This window comes from Marseilla massiliensis, from assembly GCF_016899955.1.
In the GTDB taxonomy this organism is placed as follows: Bacteria; Bacteroidota; Bacteroidia; order Bacteroidales; family Bacteroidaceae; genus Prevotella; species Prevotella intestinigallinarum.
The window spans coordinates 169,692-188,462 of record NZ_JACJJL010000001.1 but is presented as its reverse complement, the minus strand read 5'-3'; the positions used below and the strand labels follow the sequence as shown (position 1 = coordinate 188,462).

Genomic DNA, 18,771 nt, shown 5'->3' with positions numbered 1-18,771 from the left:
CAAAGATACGCCTTTTTTCCCATTATCTATTTATCGGAGGCAAAAAATGCCACCGGCCGCCGCTTGGGTATGCACATATTTTAGTATATTTGCAAGTGAAATATATCACTACACAACACAACTTATCTGATGAATAATATGGAAAAATACGATTACCTCGTGGTGGGCGCAGGGCTCTTCGGGGCTGTTTTCGCTTACAGGGCACGCATGGCAGGCAGGCGTTGCATCATCATCGACAAGCACCCGCACACCGGCGGCAACCTGTACTGCGAGCAAGTGGAGGGCATCAACGTGCATAAGTACGGCGCGCACATATTCCACACGTCCGACAAAGGGGTGTGGCAGTTTGTCAACTCCATCGTGGAGTTCAACCGATACACCAACTCTCCCGTGGCCAACTACAAGGGAACGCTCTACAACCTGCCGTTCAACATGAACACGTTCAACCGCATGTGGGGCGTAAACACGCCGGCCGAGGCCGCCGCCATGATTGAAAGCCAGCGCAGCGAGGCCCTCGAGGCCATGCGCCAGGCAGGCATCAGCGAGCCGCGCAACGTCGAGGAGCAGGCCCTGGCGCTCGTGGGGCGCGACATATACGAGCGGCTTGTCAAGGGGTACACGGAGAAACAGTGGGGCCGGAAGTGCACCGAGCTGCCGGCGTTCATCATAAAGCGGCTGCCCGTGAGGATGGTTTTCGACAACAATTACTTCAACGACAAGTACCAGGGCATACCCATCGGGGGCTACAACAGGCTCATCGACGGGCTGATAGGCCCCACGCCGGTGCTCACCTCGACCGACTTCTTTGCCGACAGGGCCCGATGGGAGGCCGCGGCGGAGCGGATTGTGTTCACGGGAAAGATAGACGAGTACTACGGCTACCGCTTCGGCAGGCTGGAATACCGCACGGTGAGCTTCGAGCAAGAGGTGGTTGACACGCCCAACTACCAAGGCAACGCGGTGGTGAACTACACGGAGCGCAGCGTGCCCTACACCAGGGTGATAGAGCACAAGCACTTCGAGATGTTCGGCGACGAGGTGTACCGCTGCCCCAAGACGGTAATCTCACGGGAGTACTCCACCGAATGGAACGACGGGATGGAGCCATACTACCCCATCAACGACGAGCGCAACAACGCCCTCTACCGCCGATACAAGGCGCTGGCCGACGCAGAGCAGCGCGTTATATTCGGCGGACGGCTGGCCGAATACAGGTATTACGACATGGCGCCGATAGTGGAGCGCGTGCTGAAGATGGATGTATGAGGCTGCATTGACCGGGGAACAGGGCTGCAACAAGCCCTTCTACCGGCTGCCGGATGGCTTACGGTGCTCGCCATCACAGGCCATTGCGCCGGCCACTGCGGCGGAGCGACGCAACCGGCATCAAGCCACCGATGCATCAAATTATATTACACATGCTACAGCAGGGGCCGTTTCATGCAGCCATACAGGCCGGATGGCAGCATGAAACGGGCCATTCGGGCCTGCGATACGGCCGGTTTTACAAGGCAAAACGGCCCAAACGCGCAAAGCATTGACACACAGCGAGATAGCAATGCCGTGAGGTGTGCGCTTCAAAAGTAAATATTCTCCACAATATTTTCACAACAGCAAGCAGCCAAAGCCATTGTCCTCTAACTCCCCCTACCTCCTTATAACTCCCTATAACTCCAAACCTCAAAAACAAAAACCATCGTCTTAACTCCTTGACTACATAACTCATTAACTCCTTACCGCCAAAACCAACATCTAAAAACATTTGTCCTCTAACTCCATCTACCTCCCTATAACTCCCTATAACTCCAAATCTCAAAAACAAAATCCATCGTCTTAACTCCTTGACTACATAACTCATTAATTCCTTACCATCGCCCCTGTTTAACTTCTTTTACTTCTCCACTTTCCCAGATATAGCATTTTATTCATAATTTTGCATCGTTTTTTAAAGAGACGATACCGTTATGAAACAACGTTTTGCATGGCTCATTAAACTATATCTTGCGCTGCTGGCCATATTCGTCACCCAAAAGGCGGCGTTCATGTGGATAGACAAGCCCGCCGGGGCCCACTATTCCGTGGCCGACTGCATCAGCGTGATGGCCCACGGACTGCTGCTTGACATCCCCGTGACGGGCTACCTCATTGCCCTGCCGCTGCTCGCGGCCATCGCATCGGTGTGGATTGCGCGCCGCATAAGGCTGCGCGCGGTGGCCACGGCCTACTATGTGGTGGTGGCCCTGTGCGCCTCTGTCATGTTCGTGGCCGACCTTTCGCTCTACCCTTTCTGGAAGTTTAAGCTCGACGCCACCATATTCTATTACACCGACTCGCCGAAAGACGCCCTGGCCAGCGTCTCGGCAGGCTACGTGGCCCTGCGCCTGGCGGTGATAGCAGCCTACGGCGCGCTGCTGCTATGGGTGCTTCGGGCCGTCACCCCGCGGCAGCTCGAACCCATGGCGGGACTGAAAGGCAAGGCGGCGGCCACGCTGCTGATGATAGGCGCGGCGGCTCCGCTGGTCGTTTCGATAAGGGGCGGACTGGGAGAGTCGACGGCCAACATAGGCAAGGTGTACTTCTCGGAAGACGAATACCTGAACCACGCCGCCATAAACCCATGCTTCAGCATGCTGGCCTCGATAGGCAAGGCCGAAGACTACGCCGCCGAGTTCGACTACTTCGGCGAGAGCGAGCGCACAAGGCTGTTCGACGGACTGTATGCACCCACCGAGACCGACACCGTGAGGCTGCTCAACACCGAGCGGCCCAACGTGGTGGTGATACTCATGGAGAGCTTCGGGGGGCAGTTTGTCGAGGCCGTCAGCGGTCGGAAAGACATTGCCCCCAATTACAACAGGCTGGCCCGCGAGGGCGTGATATTCACCAATTGCTACTCAAACAGCTTCCGTACCGACCGCGGCACGGTGTCGGCGCTGAGCGGCTACCCCAGCTTCCCCACGCAGTCGGTGATGAAACTGCCCATGAAGAGCCGCACGCTGCCGTGCCTGGCGGCGTCGCTCAACGCACGGGGCTACCGCAGCAGCTTCATCTACGGGGGCGACATCAACTTCACCAACATGCAGAGCTACCTGCGCACGGGCGGATACGGCTCGATAACGAGCGACGTAGACTTCAGCGCCGACGAGCGCAAGGACAACCCGTGGGGCGCCAACGACGACGTGACCTTTGCCCGGCTGGAGCAGATGATAGCCTCGCAGGGCCGCGGCCCGTGGCACATCTGCTTCCTGACGCTGAGCAGCCACGAGCCGTTTGAGGTGCCCTACAAGCGGCTGGACGACAAGATACCAAACGCATTCGCCTACACCGACCACTGCCTGGGGCAGTTTGTGGAGCGCCTCAGGAAGTCGCCCGCATGGCGCAACCTGCTCATAGTGTGCCTGCCCGACCACGGATTCCAGTACCCTTCAGACATCACCCACGAGCAGCACCACCACAACTCGATGCTCTGGATAGGCGGGGCGGTGAGGCAGCACCGCGTGGTGAGCACGCTGATGAACCAGAGCGACATGCCCGCCACGCTGCTCGGGCAGCTGCGCATACCGCACAAGGAGTATACGTTCAGCCGCGATGTGTTCAGCACCGACTACAAATACCCCTTCGCCTTCTTCACGTTCAAAGAGGGATTCGGCTTTGCCGACAGCACCGGCCACACCGTCTACGGCATCATAAGCGACAAGATAAACGAAGACTCGGCACGCAACGGCAAGCCGTCGGAGGCCGAAACGGCCGTCAGGGTGAACCGCGGCAAGGCCATACTGCAGTCTATCTACGACGACCTGGGGCGCCGCTGACCCCGTCAGACGTCCATAAGCAAACACCCGCAAGCAGCCTGCAGTAAGCTGCTTGCGGGTGTTTCATTTGCATCATACCCACACCACGCACTCCAGCATGGCGCGCGCAACAGGCCATTTGCCGCTGCGCCATGGCACAAACCCACGGCTGGGGCAACACCGTGGCACAGAAAACGCATACCGACCGCGCCGGAACGAAGCACCCACTACAGCACACCGGCCCACCAAACGAGGCCGCCCTGCAGCGCAAGGCACAAAGAAGCCCGCCCGACACAGGGCCGGACGGGCTTGAAATATGGTTGGTGTGTAGAATCCGTACAGATGCCTACGCCACAATACTAAGCTGCATTAGAGCTTCGGTCCGGCAGCCACGAGAGCCTTGCCGGCCTCATTGCCTTCGTACTTGGCGAAGTTCTTGATGAAGCGTCCGGCCAGATCCTTGGCCTTCTCTTCCCACTGTGCAGCGTCGGCATAGGTGTCGCGCGGGTCGAGGATGTTGGGGTCAACGCCCTCAAGCTGTGTGGGAACCACGAAGTCGAAGTAAGGAATGGTCTTCGTGGGAGCCTTGTCGATAGAGTGGTCGAGTATGGCGTCGATGATGCCACGGGTGTCGCGGATGGATATACGCTTGCCTGTTCCGTTCCAACCTGTGTTCACCAGGTAAGCCTTGGCACCGTTCTTCTCCATCTTCTTTACCAGCTCCTCAGCATACTTTGTAGGATGCAGCTCGAGGAAAGCCTGGCCGAAGCAAGCCGAGAAGGTAGGAGTGGGCTCGGTGATGCCGCGCTCTGTACCGGCCAACTTGGCTGTGAAGCCAGAGAGGAAGTAGTACTTCGTCTGCTCGGGAGTAAGTATCGACACTGGAGGAAGCACTCCGAAGGCGTCGGCCGACAGGAAGATTACCTGCTTGGCAGCCGGTGCGTGAGATATCGGGCGAACGATGTTCTTGATGTGATAGATAGGATATGACACGCGGGTGTTCTCGGTTACGCTCTTGTCGGCGAAGTCAATCTTGCCGTTTTCGTCCACTGTGACGTTCTCAAGCAGGGCGTCGCGCGTGATGGCATTGTAGATGTCGGGCTCGCTTTCCTTGTCGAGGTTGATTACCTTTGCGTAGCATCCGCCCTCAAAGTTGAACACTCCGTTGTCGTCCCAGCCGTGCTCGTCGTCGCCGATGAGCAGACGCTTCGGGTCGGTAGACAGAGTTGTCTTGCCCGTACCGGACAGACCGAAGAATATAGCGGTGTTCTCGCCGTTCTTGTCGCAGTTTGCCGAGCAGTGCATAGAGGCGATGCCCTTCAGCGGGAGGAAGTAGTTCATCATAGAGAACATGCCCTTCTTCATCTCGCCACCATACCAGGTGTTGAGTATAACCTGCTCCTTTGATGTCACGTTGAACACCACTGCAGTCTCTGAATGCAGGCCAAGCTCCTTCCAGTTCTCCACCTTTGCCTTAGAGGCATTGTAAACGATGAAGTCCGGCTCCTGCTCGAAGTCAGCCTCGCTCTGCGGACGGATGAACATGTTGGTCACGAAGTGAGCCTGCCATGCCACCTCTACGATGAAGCGAACCTTCATGCGTGTGTCCTTGTTGGCGCCGCAGAAACCGTCTACAACGTACAGTTTCTTGTTCGAGAGCTCCTTCAATGCGAGGTCCTTGACGGTGGCCCAAGCCTCCTTGGTGGCACGGTGGTTGTCGTTGTGATACTCATCGCTGTCCCACCAAACGGTGTCGTGAGATGTCTCATCATCTACAATGAACTTATCTTTAGGTGAACGTCCGGTATAGACGCCGGTCATAACGTTTACAGCACCCAGCTCGGTCTCCTGGCCTTTGTCGAAACCTGTGAGCCCGTCTTTTGTCTCTTCGTTGAACAACACTTCGTAGGAAGGATTGTAAAGAACCTCAGTTGTACCTGTGATTCCATACTTTGTCAAAACTGACTTGTCAAACTTTGCCATTTTATAACTGTATTTTAGTTTGTTAGTTACACTTTCGTTGCCTTGTTCCTGAATCGACCGCAAAGTTAGTAAAAAAACGTATGAGAGCAAAGTTTGGGCGCGCAAAAAAGGCGACATATAAATCTTTTTAGGTTAAAGTATTAAAAAATAAGATGCCTTGTTGTGCATTTGCCATTCGCATGTTACAAAAAAAGCCGGATATTCCTTACCTTTGCATGATGGCTTCCGGGCAAGGGGGCTTTGCGGGCTGCTCCGTGCGGCGACAACATCCGGGTGAAACTTAAAATCAAGACAAGATATGAAGATCATAAACCTTAGCGAAACAGACTCAATTGTAAACCAATACGTGGCCGAGCTGCGCGACGTTTGCTACCAAGGCAACCGCCTTTTGTTCCGCAACAACATCTCGCGCGTTGGCGAGATGGAGGCCTACGAGATCAGCAAGACGCTGTGTTACGAGGAGCGTGAGGTGACCACCCCGCTGGGCACGTCGCGCGTGAGGGTGCCTGCCGACGGCATTGTGCTGGCCACAATCTTCCGCGCCGGCCTGCCGTTCCACAACGGATTCCTCAATGTGTTCGACCATGCGGCCTGCGCGTTCGTCAGCGCTTACCGCGAGTATACCAACAAGGAGCACACCGAGGTGGGCATCCACGTGGAGTACCTGGCCACGCCCAGCATCGAGGGGAAGACGCTCGTGATAGCCGACCCCATGCTGGCCACGGGCTGTTCGATGGAGATGGCCTACAAGGCCTTCCTAACCCGCGGCGAGCCTCGCCACATCCACGTGGCCTGTGTGCTTGCCACGCCCGACGGCATTGAGCACGTCAGGCGCACGCTGCCGGCCGAGAAGACCACCGTTTGGTGTGCCGCCATCGACCCGGTGCTCAACGAGCACAAGTACATAGTGCCCGGACTGGGCGACGCCGGCGACCTTTGCTACGGCGACAAGGTGTGAGCCGGCGTCGTGGCGTAGGACGCTGCAGGGGGCTTTATTCATTAAAAAGTTTCGCAACGCGCGCGCAATGGCGTAACCGCCTGTGCGACAACTGTTTGCAAGACGGCCTGTTTCACCGTGCCAAACGGCGCATATTGCAACGCCAAACGGCCCGTTCCGCAATGCGGAACGGGCCGTTTGGCGTTTTAACACCGGCCGTCGGGCGGTGCAATATGTGCCGTCGGGCATCGAAAGACGTGCCGTCGGGCGGCGCTGCCAGCTCACTTCATCAGTGGCAGGCCGGCCAGCATGGCCTGCAGCCGCATGGCCGTGCGGGGCATGGGCTCGGCCACCGTGAGCGCCACCAAGTCTTTCTCGCGGGCTATGTCGTTGATTAAGCGCACCACGCCGGCCATCTTCATTCCGCCCGGAACCACGCCCACGGCGGCTATTATCTCCGAAGGGTCGAGCACATCCATGTCGAAATGCACCACCACCTTCGACGCTCCGCAACGGCGAAGCCAGTCTGTGAGCGCGTCGCTGCCGTCGACCACGTCTTCCGGGGCAAGGTGGGCAATGCCCAGTTGCTGCTGTCTGAGCCGTATGTCGTCGCGCTCCCAGTCGCGCAACCCCACTATCATGATGCGCTCTGCGGGTATGGCGGCGGGCAGCGCCGACGTAATCTTCTTGTCGCCCATGCCCATGCAGGCCGTCACGGCCATGGCGTGGTAACCCGCATAGGGGTCGCCCGGCAGTGTTATGTCGGGGTGGGCGTCTATCCATACCATGGCCACGTCGCCGCCATACCTGTGGGCCATGTAAGTGAAAGGCACCACGCTGGTAGAGCATTCGCCCCCGAGCGTCACCACGCGGTCGGGGTTTGCCGCCCTCAGAATGGCCAGCGCGGCCTCTGTCTGTCGCACTATGGCGTCGCGGTCGAGCACCCCGTCGGTGACAACACGCTCGCCCGGGGCCACGTCGACAGGCACCGTATAAGTCTCCTGGCCGCTCTGCGGGGCAAGGAATTGCAGCAGCTGCGCCCCGAGCACATAGCCGCGGGCAGCCACGGCGGGGTCGCTCACCTCAGGTATCCACCGTGCGATGTCGCCACCCTGCCATTGCGGGTAAACAAGTCTTATCGTCTTCATTTCTCAATATTTATATAAAGCCACAAAAACACGCAGGGCCGGCATGGCGACAACACCCGCCGGCCCTGCGTGCCGTTGTCGGATGGTTCACTCGGCTAGCACACCGTCGATGTAGGTGTGGCGCTTGTCGCGCGCCACCCCGCGCCCAATATACTTGAACGACTGTACGTGTGCGCCCTCCATACGCCGCCCGTTGTAATACACGGCGTCGGCATCCTTGGCGTAGCCTCCGCCCACCGGCTTGAAGGTGGCGGCGTCGGCGCCGCTCACCGGGCAGCCGTTGAAGCAGGCATGGCGACTGTCACAGTAATAGCCCCGGCAGGCACCGTGGCCGTAGGTGCAGCCAGGCGCTGCCTGCACGCAGTCGGTGCGCCAGCGGCCGTGGCAGCAACCGCGCTGCGCCCGGTAGTAGTGTCCGTGACCGTTGGGGGCATACTCCTGCCCGCCTTGTCCCGTCTCGTGGCATTGGCTGCATGCCAGCGCGTATGCGCCGGTGGCCGCCGTGAGCGTCATCAGTGCGGCCATGCAGACCGTGATCAGTCTTCTTGTCCTCATAATCTTATTTTTTTTGTGGTTCGGTTCCTAACTTCTGCATCCACTTGCCGCCCGCCATGCACATCACCCCGACAATTATGAACGGTATGCTGAGCAGCTGTCCCATGTCGAGAGGCAGGCTGGCCTCGAATGCTTCCTGTATCTCCTTGGTGTATTCTATGAAGAATCGCGCGGTGAAAATAAACGTCAGGCACAGCCCGAAGAAGAATCCCGTGCCCACCTTCTGCGGGTGCTTGCGGTAGAGGGCCCACCCAATGAAGAACAGCACGGCGTAGGCCAGCGCCTCGTAGAGCTGGCCCGGGTGGCGCGGCATGGGGTCGACGCGCTCGAAGATGAACGCCCAGGGCACGTCGGTCACCTTGCCTATTATCTCAGAGTTCATCAGGTTGCCCAGCCGTATGAAGCACGCCGTGGTCGGGGTGGCTATGGCTATGTTGTCGAGAACGCGCCAGATGTTGAGCCGCGTCTTGCGAACGTATATCCAGAGAGCTATCATCAGGCCGAGCGTGCCGCCGTGGCTGGCCAGCCCTTCGTAGCCCGTGAACTTGACGGAGCCGTCGGCCATGAAGCGTATGGGCACTATCATCTCGACCACATGCTGCCATGACGATAGAAAATAGTCGGGCTGGTAGAACAGGCAATGGCCCAGGCGCGAGCCTATGAGTATGCCCACGAAGCAGTAGACAAACAGCGGATCGAACAGCTCGGGGCTTATTTTCTGCTCCTTGTAGAGCCGCTTCACTATGAGGTAAGCCAGCAGCAGGCCCACAAGCCAGCACAGCGAATACCACCTCATGCCCAGGAATGCGGTGAGGTCGGGGTTCCACACGATGTATGCAAGCGTATCCATGACGTTCGGTTTTATGGTTGTAGACTTGGCGTACAGGCTATACGTTGAATCGGAAGTGCATGATGTCGCCGTCCTGCACAACGTAGTCCTTGCCCTCTATGCCCAGTTTGCCGGCCTCGCGCACGGCAGCCTCAGAGCCATACTTTATGTAGTCGTCGTACTTTATCACCTCGGCGCGTATGAAACCCTTCTCGAAGTCGGTGTGGATGACGCCCGCGCACTGCGGCGCTTTCCACCCTTTGTGGTACGTCCAGGCCTTCACTTCCATCTCGCCGGCGGTGATGAAGGTCTCGAGGTTGAGCAGGGCGTAGGCCTTCTTTATCAGCCGGTTGACGCCACTCTCGGCCAGACCGAGCTCCTCGAGGAACATCTGCTTGTCGTCGTACGACTCAAACGATGCAATGTCTTCCTCTGTCTTGGCGGCTATGACCATTGCCTCGGCCCCCTCCTCGGCGGCAATCCGCTCTATGCGCGCGCTGTAGTCGTTGCCGGTCTTGGCCGCCGCCTCGTCGACGTTGCACACGTAAAGCACCGGCTTGGCCGTGAGCAGGAACAGGTTGCGGGCCGCGTCTTGCTCCTCCTTGGTGTCAAACTGCACCGTGCGGGCGTTCTTTCCCTGCTCCAGCGCAGCCTTGTAGGCCTCGAGCACGGCCACCTCGGTCTTGGCCTCCTTGTTGCCCGCGGCCGCCACCTTCTGCTGCTTGGCCAGCCGCGCCTCTATTGTCTCAAGGTCTTTGAGCTGCAGTTCGGTGTCGATAATCTCCTTGTCGCGCACGGGGTCGATGGTTCCGTCGACGTGGGTGATGTTGTCATCGTCGAAACAACGCAGCACATGTATTATGGCATCGGTCTCTCGGATGTTGCCGAGAAACTTGTTGCCGAGCCCCTCGCCCTTGCTTGCCCCCTTGACCAGGCCGGCTATGTCTACAATCTCGCACGTGGCGGGCACGATACGGCCCGGGTGCACTATCTCGGCCAGGCGGGTAAGGCGCTCGTCGGGCACGGTTATCACGCCCACATTGGGCTCGATGGTACAGAAAGGAAAGTTGGCTGCCTGCGCCTTGGCGCTCGACAGGCAGTTGAAAAGCGTCGACTTGCCCACGTTGGGCAGGCCCACTATACCGCATTTTAATGACATCTATTATATTGTTTAAATGGTTTCAGTGTGCGAAGTTACAACTTTTATCCGACATAAGCCCACTTGCCGGCGCCATAAATGGCCGTGTGGGCTGTTTTATCACTATATTATGGTATTGCGGCCAACGGCACTGAGCGACGTAATGCCGACTGCCGCGGCTGCCGCCGCCGGCCGTGGCGTGCGGCGCCGATGCCTTTGCATGCACCGGGGGCCACGCCCGCGCCTACGCCCGGCTACAGCTGCGGCAGCGGGGCCGGGTGGGCGCGGGCATCGCCCTCAGCTCAGGCTGAGCATGCGCTCGATGGGCTTCACTGCCTCGCGGGCCACTTCCGGGTCGACGTCGACCACGGGCCACTCATACTTCAAGGCATTGTACAGCTTGAGCATGGTGTTCATCTTCATGTAGTCGCACTCGTTGCAGGAGCATCCCAGCGACCCTTCGCTTATCTCGGGCGGCACGGGCAGGAAAGTCTTGTCGGGGCATGAGCGCTTCATCTCGTGCAGTATGCCGGCCTCGGTGGCCACGATGAACTCTTTGTCGGCCGACTTCTTGACATACTCCAGCATCACGGCCGTCGACCCAACCACGTCGGCCAGCGCCAGCACGGGGCCCTTGCACTCGAGGTGGGCCAGCACCTTGGCACCGGGATGTGACTGGCGCAGCTTCACCACCTCGGCCACCGAGAAACGCTCATGCACGTGGCAGCCGCCCTCCCAGAGCAGCATCTGCCGTCCCGTGACGCTGTTGATGTAGGCCCCGAGGTTGCGGTCGGGCCCGAAGATGAGCTTCTCGTCCTTTGGGAAAGAGTCGACAATCTTCTTTGCGTTGCCGCTCGTCACCACCACGTCGGTGAGCGCCTTCACGGCAGCCGTGGTGTTGACATAGCTCACCACCTTGTATCCCGGGTGCTCGTCCTTGAACTTGCGCAGGTCGTCGGCGCGGCAAGAGTCGGCCAGCGAGCACCCCGCGTTGAGGTCTGGGGCCAGCACCTTCTTGTCGGGACTTAGTATCTTGCACGTCTCGGCCATGAAATGCACGCCGCACATCACTATGATGCGCGCGTCGGTCTCGGCGGCCTTGCGCGCCAGCGCCAGCGAGTCGCCTATGAAGTCGGCCACGTCTTGTATCTCTCCGCGCGTGTAGTAGTGGGCCAGTATTACGGCCTTCTTCTGCTCGCACATCTTGCGTATCTCGGCACTAAGGTCGGTGCCGGCCGGTGCCGGCTCGTCGATGTAGCCTTGGGTTGTCCATTCCTTTTTCACCATTGCATAAAAATTATTATACGTTTTTTCTTTTCTTTAAAGACTGAAATGTTCTGTATGATATGCTGTTGATATGTTGAAAACTTTCCGTCGGTTTTCTTGCGTATTCCAATGTCAACGTCTGTGCAGCGGTTGCCAACATCAGTTGTTGATTGTTTTTTGCTGATTATTAGCGCCATCGGAGGTTTATCAACAATCCGGCATTACGGTGCAAAATTAATAAGTTTATATCTTTTTTTGCCAGAAAAGCGTTGAAAACTTAATCAAAAGCCTTTGATAAGTGTGTTGATATGCCCATGTTCGGGGCCTTGGTGTGCTTGTTGTTGATAAGTCGGTGTGGTTTCAACACACTTATCAACGGGGTTTTCAACATAGTTATCAACATAGTTTTCCACAGGCGCAGGCCTTGTTGCAAGTCTTTGCGGGCGGCGTTGCGGCAAGGCGTGTGGTCGTTTGCCGGGCCATATAGCGCCGGCGTGAGAGAGGCCTGAGGCGACAGCGTTCCCGAATGGGCCGTATTGCGGTGCGAAACGGGCCGTATTGAGATGCCAAACGGCCCATTCCACAATGCGGAACGGGCCGTTCTGTGTTCAGCCGTTGCTGCCGTAGCTTTCCAGGTTGTGCGTGCAGCCCGGCAGCCTGGCTCACCTGGTGGCCTTATGTGTGGTTACCGTGCCGTCGGCAAAGGTTGTCTTCACTATGTAAATGCCATTGTGCGGCACGTTGTCGAGCCTCATTCCCTGCATGTTGTAATACTCGGTGGCGGTGGGTTTGCCGCGGCCGCCGTTGTTGCCTGTGCCCTTTATGGCCGACGCTATGTCGAGCTCGTCGACCACCCAGCGCAGCCTGGTCCTGTCGGCCGGCCATGCAAAGGCTATCGACCCTCCCTTGCCGTCGGCGTCGGGCGTGCCCACGTTCAGGCATCGGTTGTTGTCGGGCGATGTCTCGATGTAGAAAGCATGCTTCCCGTTGTCGTCCTTGGCGTAATAAGGGTATACCGTCACGGGCTCGGCCGACAGCGTGCCGGCTATGCGCAGGTATGTGCCCGTCTTGGTGTTGCTGATGTATGCGCAGCCGCCGTCGCCCGGTTCGATGTTCCACTGTGCCTCGGGCATGGCGCTCACGGGGTCGGCCTGGCCTGCGGCAATCTGCTCTTCGCTCAGTCCCACGATGAACACGAGCGAGTCGGTGATGCCGTCTTCTTTCTTTACCGTGGCCAGGTAGCGCCGCTCCACCTGCGCCGTGGCATCGACGGTGCTTGAGTTGCTTATCGTGCCATAGCTGTAGATGTTGTGCACTTTCTTGCTGTCGTAGCCCGCAAGTGTCATTATGCGTGCCCCGTCGAAAGCTTTCCGGGCTGCGGCCATGGCCTCGGCGGCAGCGTCTACTTCGGCCTGCGTGGCGTTGCCCGCGGCTGCCTTGCCGGCCGTGGCCTTGGCTTCGGCTATGGCGGCGGTGAAGTCTGAGTATGCCTCTTCGGGGTAGCCGAGCGTCACGTTGCCCACGGTGGCCTCGGCGGCGGCCAGCTCCGCTGCTGCTATGGCGTCGTCGAGGGCGCTTGTGTAGAGCCCGAGCAGCGAGGCGTCGAGCGAAGAGAAGGTGAAGGCCATGTCGGCCCGGGCTATCGTTCCGTTGCCCCATATCCAGTTGTCTTCAAAGGTCACGGGCCTTAACTGCTGCCCTTTGTTCTGCGGACTGTTTATCCTGAACATGGCAACTTGCCCCTGCAGGCCCGACTGGGCCACGGTCTCGTTGGTTGAGAACACTATTTCGAACGGCGCGGCCTGGGCCACCGCCGTCACGCGGGCGCCGTCGCCTACGGTCTCTGTCGACGGGTTCAGGTATTCTCTCGTGGCGTAGTTGCGTATGTATACCTGCCCTTCGCCCTCGCTTGCCGGCGTTATCTCCCACAGCAGGGCCGGGTTGTTCCACTCAAAGTCGGTGGTAGAGCCCAGCGTTCCGTCGGCGTTGAAGGTGAGGTACTTGGGCGCCCCGGCATAAGTGGTGCCCGAGTTGTAGGGCACCGTGCCGTAGTTTATTATCCTGTAGAGCATGCCCTCCTGCGGCACGAAGGCCTCGGTGCCGGCCGGTATGCCCCCCGCCGGCCTCATGTGCTCGTCGTTTACCGACACGGCGGCCGAGTAAAGCGATTGCTCATCGCCCTTGACAGCCTTCAGCCTGAAGTAGTACACCTGCCCTTCCTTCAGTCCCTGTATGGTGGCGGTGGTGGCGTTGCCCTCCACTTCGGCTGCGGTGGTGTAGTCGACGCCGTTCTCCGACATCTCCACCACAATCTTGTCGGCCCCCTCTTCGGCGTTTTTCCACGTCAGCACCACCGTGGTGGGGTCTTTCAATGTGGCGGTCACGGCCTGCGGATACATGATGTAGTCGCTCTTGTGGGCCAGGCTGTTCACGTAGTCCTCTATGTTTGTATACCCGTTGCCGTCGGCATCGCCGTTGGCGTCGGCCTTGTCCGGGTCGGTGCCGTTGGCCTTTTCCCATTCGTCGGGCATGCCGTCGCCGTCAGAGTCGGCCGGGGCGTCGGCTCCGGCCAGCGTGCCTATTCCCCCAACGTCCTGCTCGTTGGCGATGAACGCGCCCTTGGTGCCGAGCGAGGCGAGCTGTTCTATTATGCGCAGGTCGTGGCTGTCTCTCACCCTCGACGCCCCGGCGTGCTCCATCACGGCATGGAATGCGTCTTCGGCCGGCTCGAGGTTCATCGGCGCCTGGCACTTCAGGTTGGGCTGCTGCATGGGCGTGGCCCCGTTGTAGTCGGTTATCAGTCTGCCGTTGAGCTTGCCGTCGCGGTTGTCGTCGGTATAGTTGCCGGTGCTGTACAGGTGGTCAGTCTCAGTCCATTGGTCGAAATACTTGTTCGACGAGCCGCTGCTCGGGCCCGTGATGAAGTAGTTGTTCATCACGTCCTGGTAGTTGTCGGCCGCCGAGTGGCCTCCCACGATGCCTATGCCATAGTTGTACACCACGTTGTTATAGTACTGCAGGTAGCACTTCATCTTCGGGTTTCGGCTCTTGTTGTTGGTCCACAGGCAGTGCGATATGGTCCAGTTGCGCGTTCCGTCGGTAATGGCCCCAAACCGTTGCGGCTCTATTCCCTCGCTGATGATGCAGTTTTGGTAAGTTATGTTGTTCGCGTCCTTGATGTGAACGTTGTCCCACCGTCCCCACGAAATGGAACAGTGGTCGAGTATTACGTTGTCGCAGTAGTCCATGGTCAGCGTGCATTTGTCTTCAGGCATGCTTATGCTGCCCCTCATCCTGATGTACCTCATTATCACGTTAGAGCTGTTAGACATTATCACGCGTCCGCCGTAGATGGTTATCCCCTCTCCCGGCGCGGTCTGCCCGGCTATGGTCAGGTTGCTGGCAATGGTCAGGTTCTGCCCTGTGATGTCTATCACTCCGCCGACATCGAACACAACCGTGCGGTTGGGTTGGCTCACGGCGTCGGCCAGCGAGCCCGGCCCCGATGCGTTGAGGTTGGTCACGTGTACCACTGTTCCTCCTCTTCCGCCTGTGGCATAGGCCCCGAATCCTTCGGCGCCGGGGAATGCCAGCTGTTGCGAATTGGCCTGGGCACACATCATGAGTGCAGGCAACATTAATAGACTTTTCTTCATTTTACTGGTTGTTTTTGTAGTTTTGTGATATTGTGAATGTTGTTTTGGTTGTGGGTACGTTCGTTTCAGGTTTGCCTTTTTAAAGCCAGCCGCTGCTTGTTGCTTTTGTTCGCCAACCCAAACAGGCCGTAGGCCGGCTTGGTGTTCGTTTTTTCAGTTGCGCCGGTCGGGCATGGCGCATTGCCCGTGTCGGCTGCGCCCCGGTTGACCCTTTGCCTCGCCGTGGCCCGCCGAGCCTTTTGCGGGGGCTGCGCTGGGGCGCCATGCCATCGGCATGCAGCTGTTTCCGCCACTGCATCACTGTTTGGATTGGATGGTGCAAAGATAGTTATTAATCGTGTAAAATGCCCACTTTTTACGCATAAAAATTCTTTTTATAGTATAATATGTTCTGTTTTTCTATTTAACAAAGGCTTCGTTTTATGTTGGCGAGTATTGCTCGTAGCGTCGGGATGTATTGAAAAAAACATCGGGAAAAGCCCCGTTGATTGCCGTTGCATACGTGGTGTGACCCTACTATGGCGGTAAATGCTTTTTACAAAATGCCCCATTGCCTGCTGCCTCCGCTGAAGGTGTCTTGCAAAACGGCCGTTTTCGGGTTGCAATTCGGCCCGTTTTGCAGCGTGAAACGGGCCGAATTGAAATGCCATACGGGCCGTTTTGGATTTTCACGGCACACAGGCCCGGATGCCGGGGCAAGCAGAGGGGGCCCGGGCCGCGGCCATGCGGTAGGTTTGGCGGCCCTCAGTCTATCAGTGCTCCGTGCTCGGTGGATCGTCAAACCTTTCTTTCCAGTCAATTTGTTTGTGTGTGTTGGGCTTTCTTTATAATTTTGCACGGTATTTAGGATTGTAGATATAAAAAAGTGAGGTTATGGACAAAGAAAACACAAAAGCAGGGTCTGACGGCCAGGGCAGGCTGCGCATAGAGGGCAACCTCGAATGGGACGGTTTGCACCGCCCACGCATCTACTACGCCATGGCGGCCACGTTCTGCGGCCTTTTCCTTGCCGTGCTCGACGGTACGATATGCAACGTGGCCCTGCCGAGCATGGCCTCGCAGCTCGGGGTGGCTTCGGAAGACTCCATCTGGATAGTCAACGCCTTCCAGCTGGCGGTGATGATGCTCCTGCTTCCGTTTGCCTCGATGGGCGAGCTGTGGGGTTACAAGCAGGTTTACGTGCGCGGCATAGTGGTGTTCACGTTCGGTTCGCTGCTGTGCGCGCTCTCGCCGTCGTTCGCCATGCTTGTCATTGCCCGCGTGGTGCAGGGAGTCGGGGCAGCGATGATGATGAGCGTGAACACGTCGATGGTCAAGCTCATCTACCCCAAGCGCCGCCTGGGCGAGGGGGTTGGGCTCAACGCCACCGTCGTGGCCATAGCCTCGGTGGCCGGGCCTACGCTCTCGGCCGCCATCCTGGCCGTGGCGCCATGGCCGTGGCTGTTTGCCATCAACGTGCCGGTGGGCATACTTACGTTTGTCATGGCCCGCAAGCATCTGCCCGACAACCCCGTGCGCGTGGTCGGCAGGACGTTCAACTGGCGCGAGGCCGTGCTCAACGCCGCCACGTTCGGACTGTTCATAGGCTGCGTCGAGGCATACTCTCACGACGTCGAGCCGCTCATTGTGCTGCTGGGGGCAGTGGCCATGGTGGCCGTGGGCTTTGTCTACGTGCGCATGCAGGTAGGCAAGAAGTACCCCATGCTGCCGCTCGACCTGCTCAAGATACCCATCTTCACCACCTCGGTGGCCACGAGCGTCATCTCGTTCACCGCCCAGATGCTCGTCATGGTGGGCATGCCGTTCATGCTTGTCACCACTTTCGGCTACAATGCCGTGGGCACCGGACTGCTCATGACGTCGTGGCCGCTGGCCATCATCTTCGTGGCGCCGCTGGCGGGATGGCTCGTGGGCCGCGTACATCCGGGCATACTCGGCGGCATCGGCCTGTCTATGCTCAGCGTGGGGTGCTTCCTGCTGTCGTTCATACCGGCCGACACCGACCACTTCGGGCTTGTTTGGAGGCTCATGCTGTGCGGTGCCGGCTTCGGGTTCTTCCAGTCGCCAAACAACCATCTGCTGCTAAGCTCGGCCCCGCCGCAGCGCGCCGGCAGCGCCAGCGGCATGCTGGCCACGGCCCGCCTGACCGGCCAGACACTCGGCGCGGCCCTCGTGGCCATGCTCTTCCATCTGTTCGGCCCCATGGCGCCCCACGACGCCATGCTCTTGGCGGGCTGCCTTACGGTGTGCGGGGCGGTGTGCTCGTGCCTGAGGCTGAAGGAACGGATGGCCGGGTAAGTGGCAGTCAGGGGCCCGACCGTTGACTACCGCTAACTTCTTATAACTTCTTATAACTCCCGGAAAAGGGTTTTTCTCGCATATTTTTAGTAAGTTTGCCGTGCTTAACGCAAAGACATAAAGACAATGGAAAAGTATATTGCAGACGAAAAGAGATATGCCGGCGGCATGGAATACAACCGTTGCGGACGCAGCGGGGTGCTGCTGCCCAAGGTGAGCCTTGGCTTCTGGCATAATTTCGGGGGCATCGACTATTACGGGCGCAGCCGCGCAATTGCCCGATACGCTTTCGACCACGGAATAACACACTTCGACCTGGCCAACAACTACGGCCCGCCCTACGGCTCGGCAGAGCTTACCATGGGCCAGCTTATGGACGATGACTTCCGTCCTTACCGCGATGAGCTGTTCATAAGCACCAAGGCCGGCTACGACATGTGGCCCGGGCCGTATGGCAACTGGGGCTCGCGCAAGTATCTGATGGCAAGCCTCGACCAGAGCCTCAGGCGCATGAAGATAGACTATGTGGACCTTTTCTACAGCCACCGCTACGACCCTGAGACGCCGCTCGAGGAGACCCTGCAGGCCCTTGTCGACATTGTGCGGGCCGGCAAGGCGCTCTATGTGGGCATATCGCGCTGGCCGCTGGAGGCGCTCAAGGTGGCCGTGAAGTACCTGCGCGAGCGCGACACGCCTCTGCTCATATACCAGGGGCGGCTCAACCTGCTCGACCGCGCGCCGCAGGATGAGGGCATCACCGACCTGTGCGAGAAGGAAGGCGTGGGCTTCATCTCCTTTTCGCCGCTGGCACAGGGCCTGCTCACCGACAGGTATCTCAACGGAATACCCGACGACAGCCGCATGATGCGCGACCACTTCCTGAAGCGCGACGTGCTCACGCCCGAGCTTCTTGAGCGCCTTCGCCACCTCAACGCCGTGGCCGAGAGCCGCGGCGAGACGCTGGCCGAGATGGCCCTGGCGTGGATATTGCACCAGAAGGGCGTGACGTCGGTGCTTGTAGGTGCAAGCAGCGAGGAGCAGTTGCAGAAAAACCTGAAGTGCATAGCTGCCGAGCCCTTTGCCGACGGGCAGATTGTTTGACGCCTGTAGGCAGGCGGCATCAAGGCTGCGGGCCCTGTGTGCGGCCGTGGGTTTGCGCCTGCGAGGCTG

Annotated in this window: 13 protein-coding genes; 5 read left to right on the top strand and 8 right to left on the bottom strand. The window is 58.6% G+C overall.

Annotated features, from left to right (window positions below; all coding sequences use genetic code 11):
- Positions 1–138: 138 nt before the first annotated feature.
- On the top strand, positions 139–1,266 hold the full coding sequence (glf, locus tag H6B30_RS00740) for a UDP-galactopyranose mutase (protein WP_205107131.1): 1,128 nt from the start codon (positions 139–141) through the stop codon (positions 1,264–1,266).
- A gap of 698 nt (positions 1,267–1,964) precedes the next feature.
- Positions 1,965–3,812 (top strand): LTA synthase family protein, encoded by a 1,848-nt coding sequence (locus H6B30_RS00735; protein WP_205106911.1) that lies wholly within the window; start codon positions 1,965–1,967, stop codon positions 3,810–3,812.
- Between the two features lie 348 nt (positions 3,813–4,160).
- Here the strand turns inward: H6B30_RS00735 and pckA are convergent, their stop codons facing one another.
- Positions 4,161–5,774: a phosphoenolpyruvate carboxykinase (ATP) gene (gene pckA, locus H6B30_RS00730; RefSeq protein ID WP_205106909.1), complete on the bottom strand. Its 1,614-nt coding sequence runs from the start codon at positions 5,772–5,774 to the stop codon at positions 4,161–4,163.
- A gap of 298 nt (positions 5,775–6,072) precedes the next feature.
- On the opposite strand from pckA, the gene upp reads away from it, so the two are divergent.
- Complete coding sequence (gene upp / locus H6B30_RS00725) at positions 6,073–6,732, top strand: uracil phosphoribosyltransferase (protein ID WP_205106907.1); 660 nt, start codon at positions 6,073–6,075, stop codon at positions 6,730–6,732.
- 260 nt (positions 6,733–6,992) lie between these two features.
- On the opposite strand, the gene H6B30_RS00720 is transcribed toward upp, so the two are convergent.
- The 7 genes from H6B30_RS00720 to H6B30_RS00695 form a co-directional block, all read right to left on the bottom strand.
- Positions 6,993–7,859 (bottom strand): arginase family protein, encoded by an 867-nt coding sequence (locus tag H6B30_RS00720; RefSeq protein WP_205106905.1) that lies wholly within the window; start codon positions 7,857–7,859, stop codon positions 6,993–6,995.
- A gap of 87 nt (positions 7,860–7,946) precedes the next feature.
- Positions 7,947–8,414, bottom strand: a complete 468-nt coding sequence (locus tag H6B30_RS00715) for a DKNYY domain-containing protein (RefSeq protein WP_205106903.1) — start codon at positions 8,412–8,414, stop codon at positions 7,947–7,949.
- A gap of 4 nt (positions 8,415–8,418) precedes the next feature.
- Positions 8,419–9,264 carry a prolipoprotein diacylglyceryl transferase gene (gene lgt, locus H6B30_RS00710; RefSeq protein WP_205106901.1) on the bottom strand — a complete coding sequence of 282 codons (846 nt, stop codon included), beginning with the start codon at positions 9,262–9,264 and terminating at the stop codon, positions 8,419–8,421.
- Between the two features lie 37 nt (positions 9,265–9,301).
- Positions 9,302–10,402, bottom strand: a complete 1,101-nt coding sequence (gene ychF, locus H6B30_RS00705) for a redox-regulated ATPase YchF (protein WP_205106899.1) — start codon at positions 10,400–10,402, stop codon at positions 9,302–9,304.
- 276 nt (positions 10,403–10,678) lie between these two features.
- Entirely contained in the window at positions 10,679–11,668 is a 990-nt protein-coding gene (gene nadA, locus H6B30_RS00700) for a quinolinate synthase NadA (RefSeq protein ID WP_205106897.1), read from the bottom strand.
- A gap of 260 nt (positions 11,669–11,928) precedes the next feature.
- The gene (locus tag H6B30_RS16515) at positions 11,929–12,060 is read right to left on the bottom strand and encodes a hypothetical protein (protein WP_262896791.1); all 132 of its coding nucleotides are present in this window, start codon (positions 12,058–12,060) and stop codon (positions 11,929–11,931) included.
- A 249-nt stretch (positions 12,061–12,309) separates the two neighbouring features.
- A complete protein-coding gene (locus H6B30_RS00695; protein ID WP_205106895.1) occupies positions 12,310–15,303 on the bottom strand; it encodes a fibronectin type III domain-containing protein in 2,994 nt (997 codons plus the stop codon).
- 873 nt (positions 15,304–16,176) lie between these two features.
- Between H6B30_RS00695 and H6B30_RS00690 the strand changes: the two genes are divergently transcribed.
- Both H6B30_RS00690 and H6B30_RS00685 read left to right on the top strand, forming a co-directional pair.
- Entirely contained in the window at positions 16,177–17,601 is a 1,425-nt protein-coding gene (locus H6B30_RS00690; protein ID WP_205106893.1) for an MFS transporter, read from the top strand.
- A gap of 126 nt (positions 17,602–17,727) precedes the next feature.
- Positions 17,728–18,702 carry an aldo/keto reductase gene (locus H6B30_RS00685; RefSeq protein ID WP_205106891.1) on the top strand — a complete coding sequence of 325 codons (975 nt, stop codon included), beginning with the start codon at positions 17,728–17,730 and terminating at the stop codon, positions 18,700–18,702.
- Positions 18,703–18,771: the final 69 nt, after the last annotated feature.

Coding starts and splice junctions, on each gene's coding strand:
- glf (WP_205107131.1), top strand. CDS start 139: ATGGAAAAATACGATTACCTCGTGGTGGGCGCAGGGCTCTTCGGGGCT.
- H6B30_RS00735 (WP_205106911.1), top strand. CDS start 1,965: ATGAAACAACGTTTTGCATGGCTCATTAAACTATATCTTGCGCTGCTG.
- pckA (WP_205106909.1), bottom strand. CDS start 5,774: ATGGCAAAGTTTGACAAGTCAGTTTTGACAAAGTATGGAATCACAGGT.
- upp (WP_205106907.1), top strand. CDS start 6,073: ATGAAGATCATAAACCTTAGCGAAACAGACTCAATTGTAAACCAATAC.
- H6B30_RS00720 (WP_205106905.1), bottom strand. CDS start 7,859: ATGAAGACGATAAGACTTGTTTACCCGCAATGGCAGGGTGGCGACATC.
- H6B30_RS00715 (WP_205106903.1), bottom strand. CDS start 8,414: ATGAGGACAAGAAGACTGATCACGGTCTGCATGGCCGCACTGATGACG.
- lgt (WP_205106901.1), bottom strand. CDS start 9,264: ATGGATACGCTTGCATACATCGTGTGGAACCCCGACCTCACCGCATTC.
- ychF (WP_205106899.1), bottom strand. CDS start 10,402: ATGTCATTAAAATGCGGTATAGTGGGCCTGCCCAACGTGGGCAAGTCG.
- nadA (WP_205106897.1), bottom strand. CDS start 11,668: ATGGTGAAAAAGGAATGGACAACCCAAGGCTACATCGACGAGCCGGCA.
- H6B30_RS00695 (WP_205106895.1), bottom strand. CDS start 15,303: ATGAAGAAAAGTCTATTAATGTTGCCTGCACTCATGATGTGTGCCCAG.
- H6B30_RS00690 (WP_205106893.1), top strand. CDS start 16,177: ATGGACAAAGAAAACACAAAAGCAGGGTCTGACGGCCAGGGCAGGCTG.
- H6B30_RS00685 (WP_205106891.1), top strand. CDS start 17,728: ATGGAAAAGTATATTGCAGACGAAAAGAGATATGCCGGCGGCATGGAA.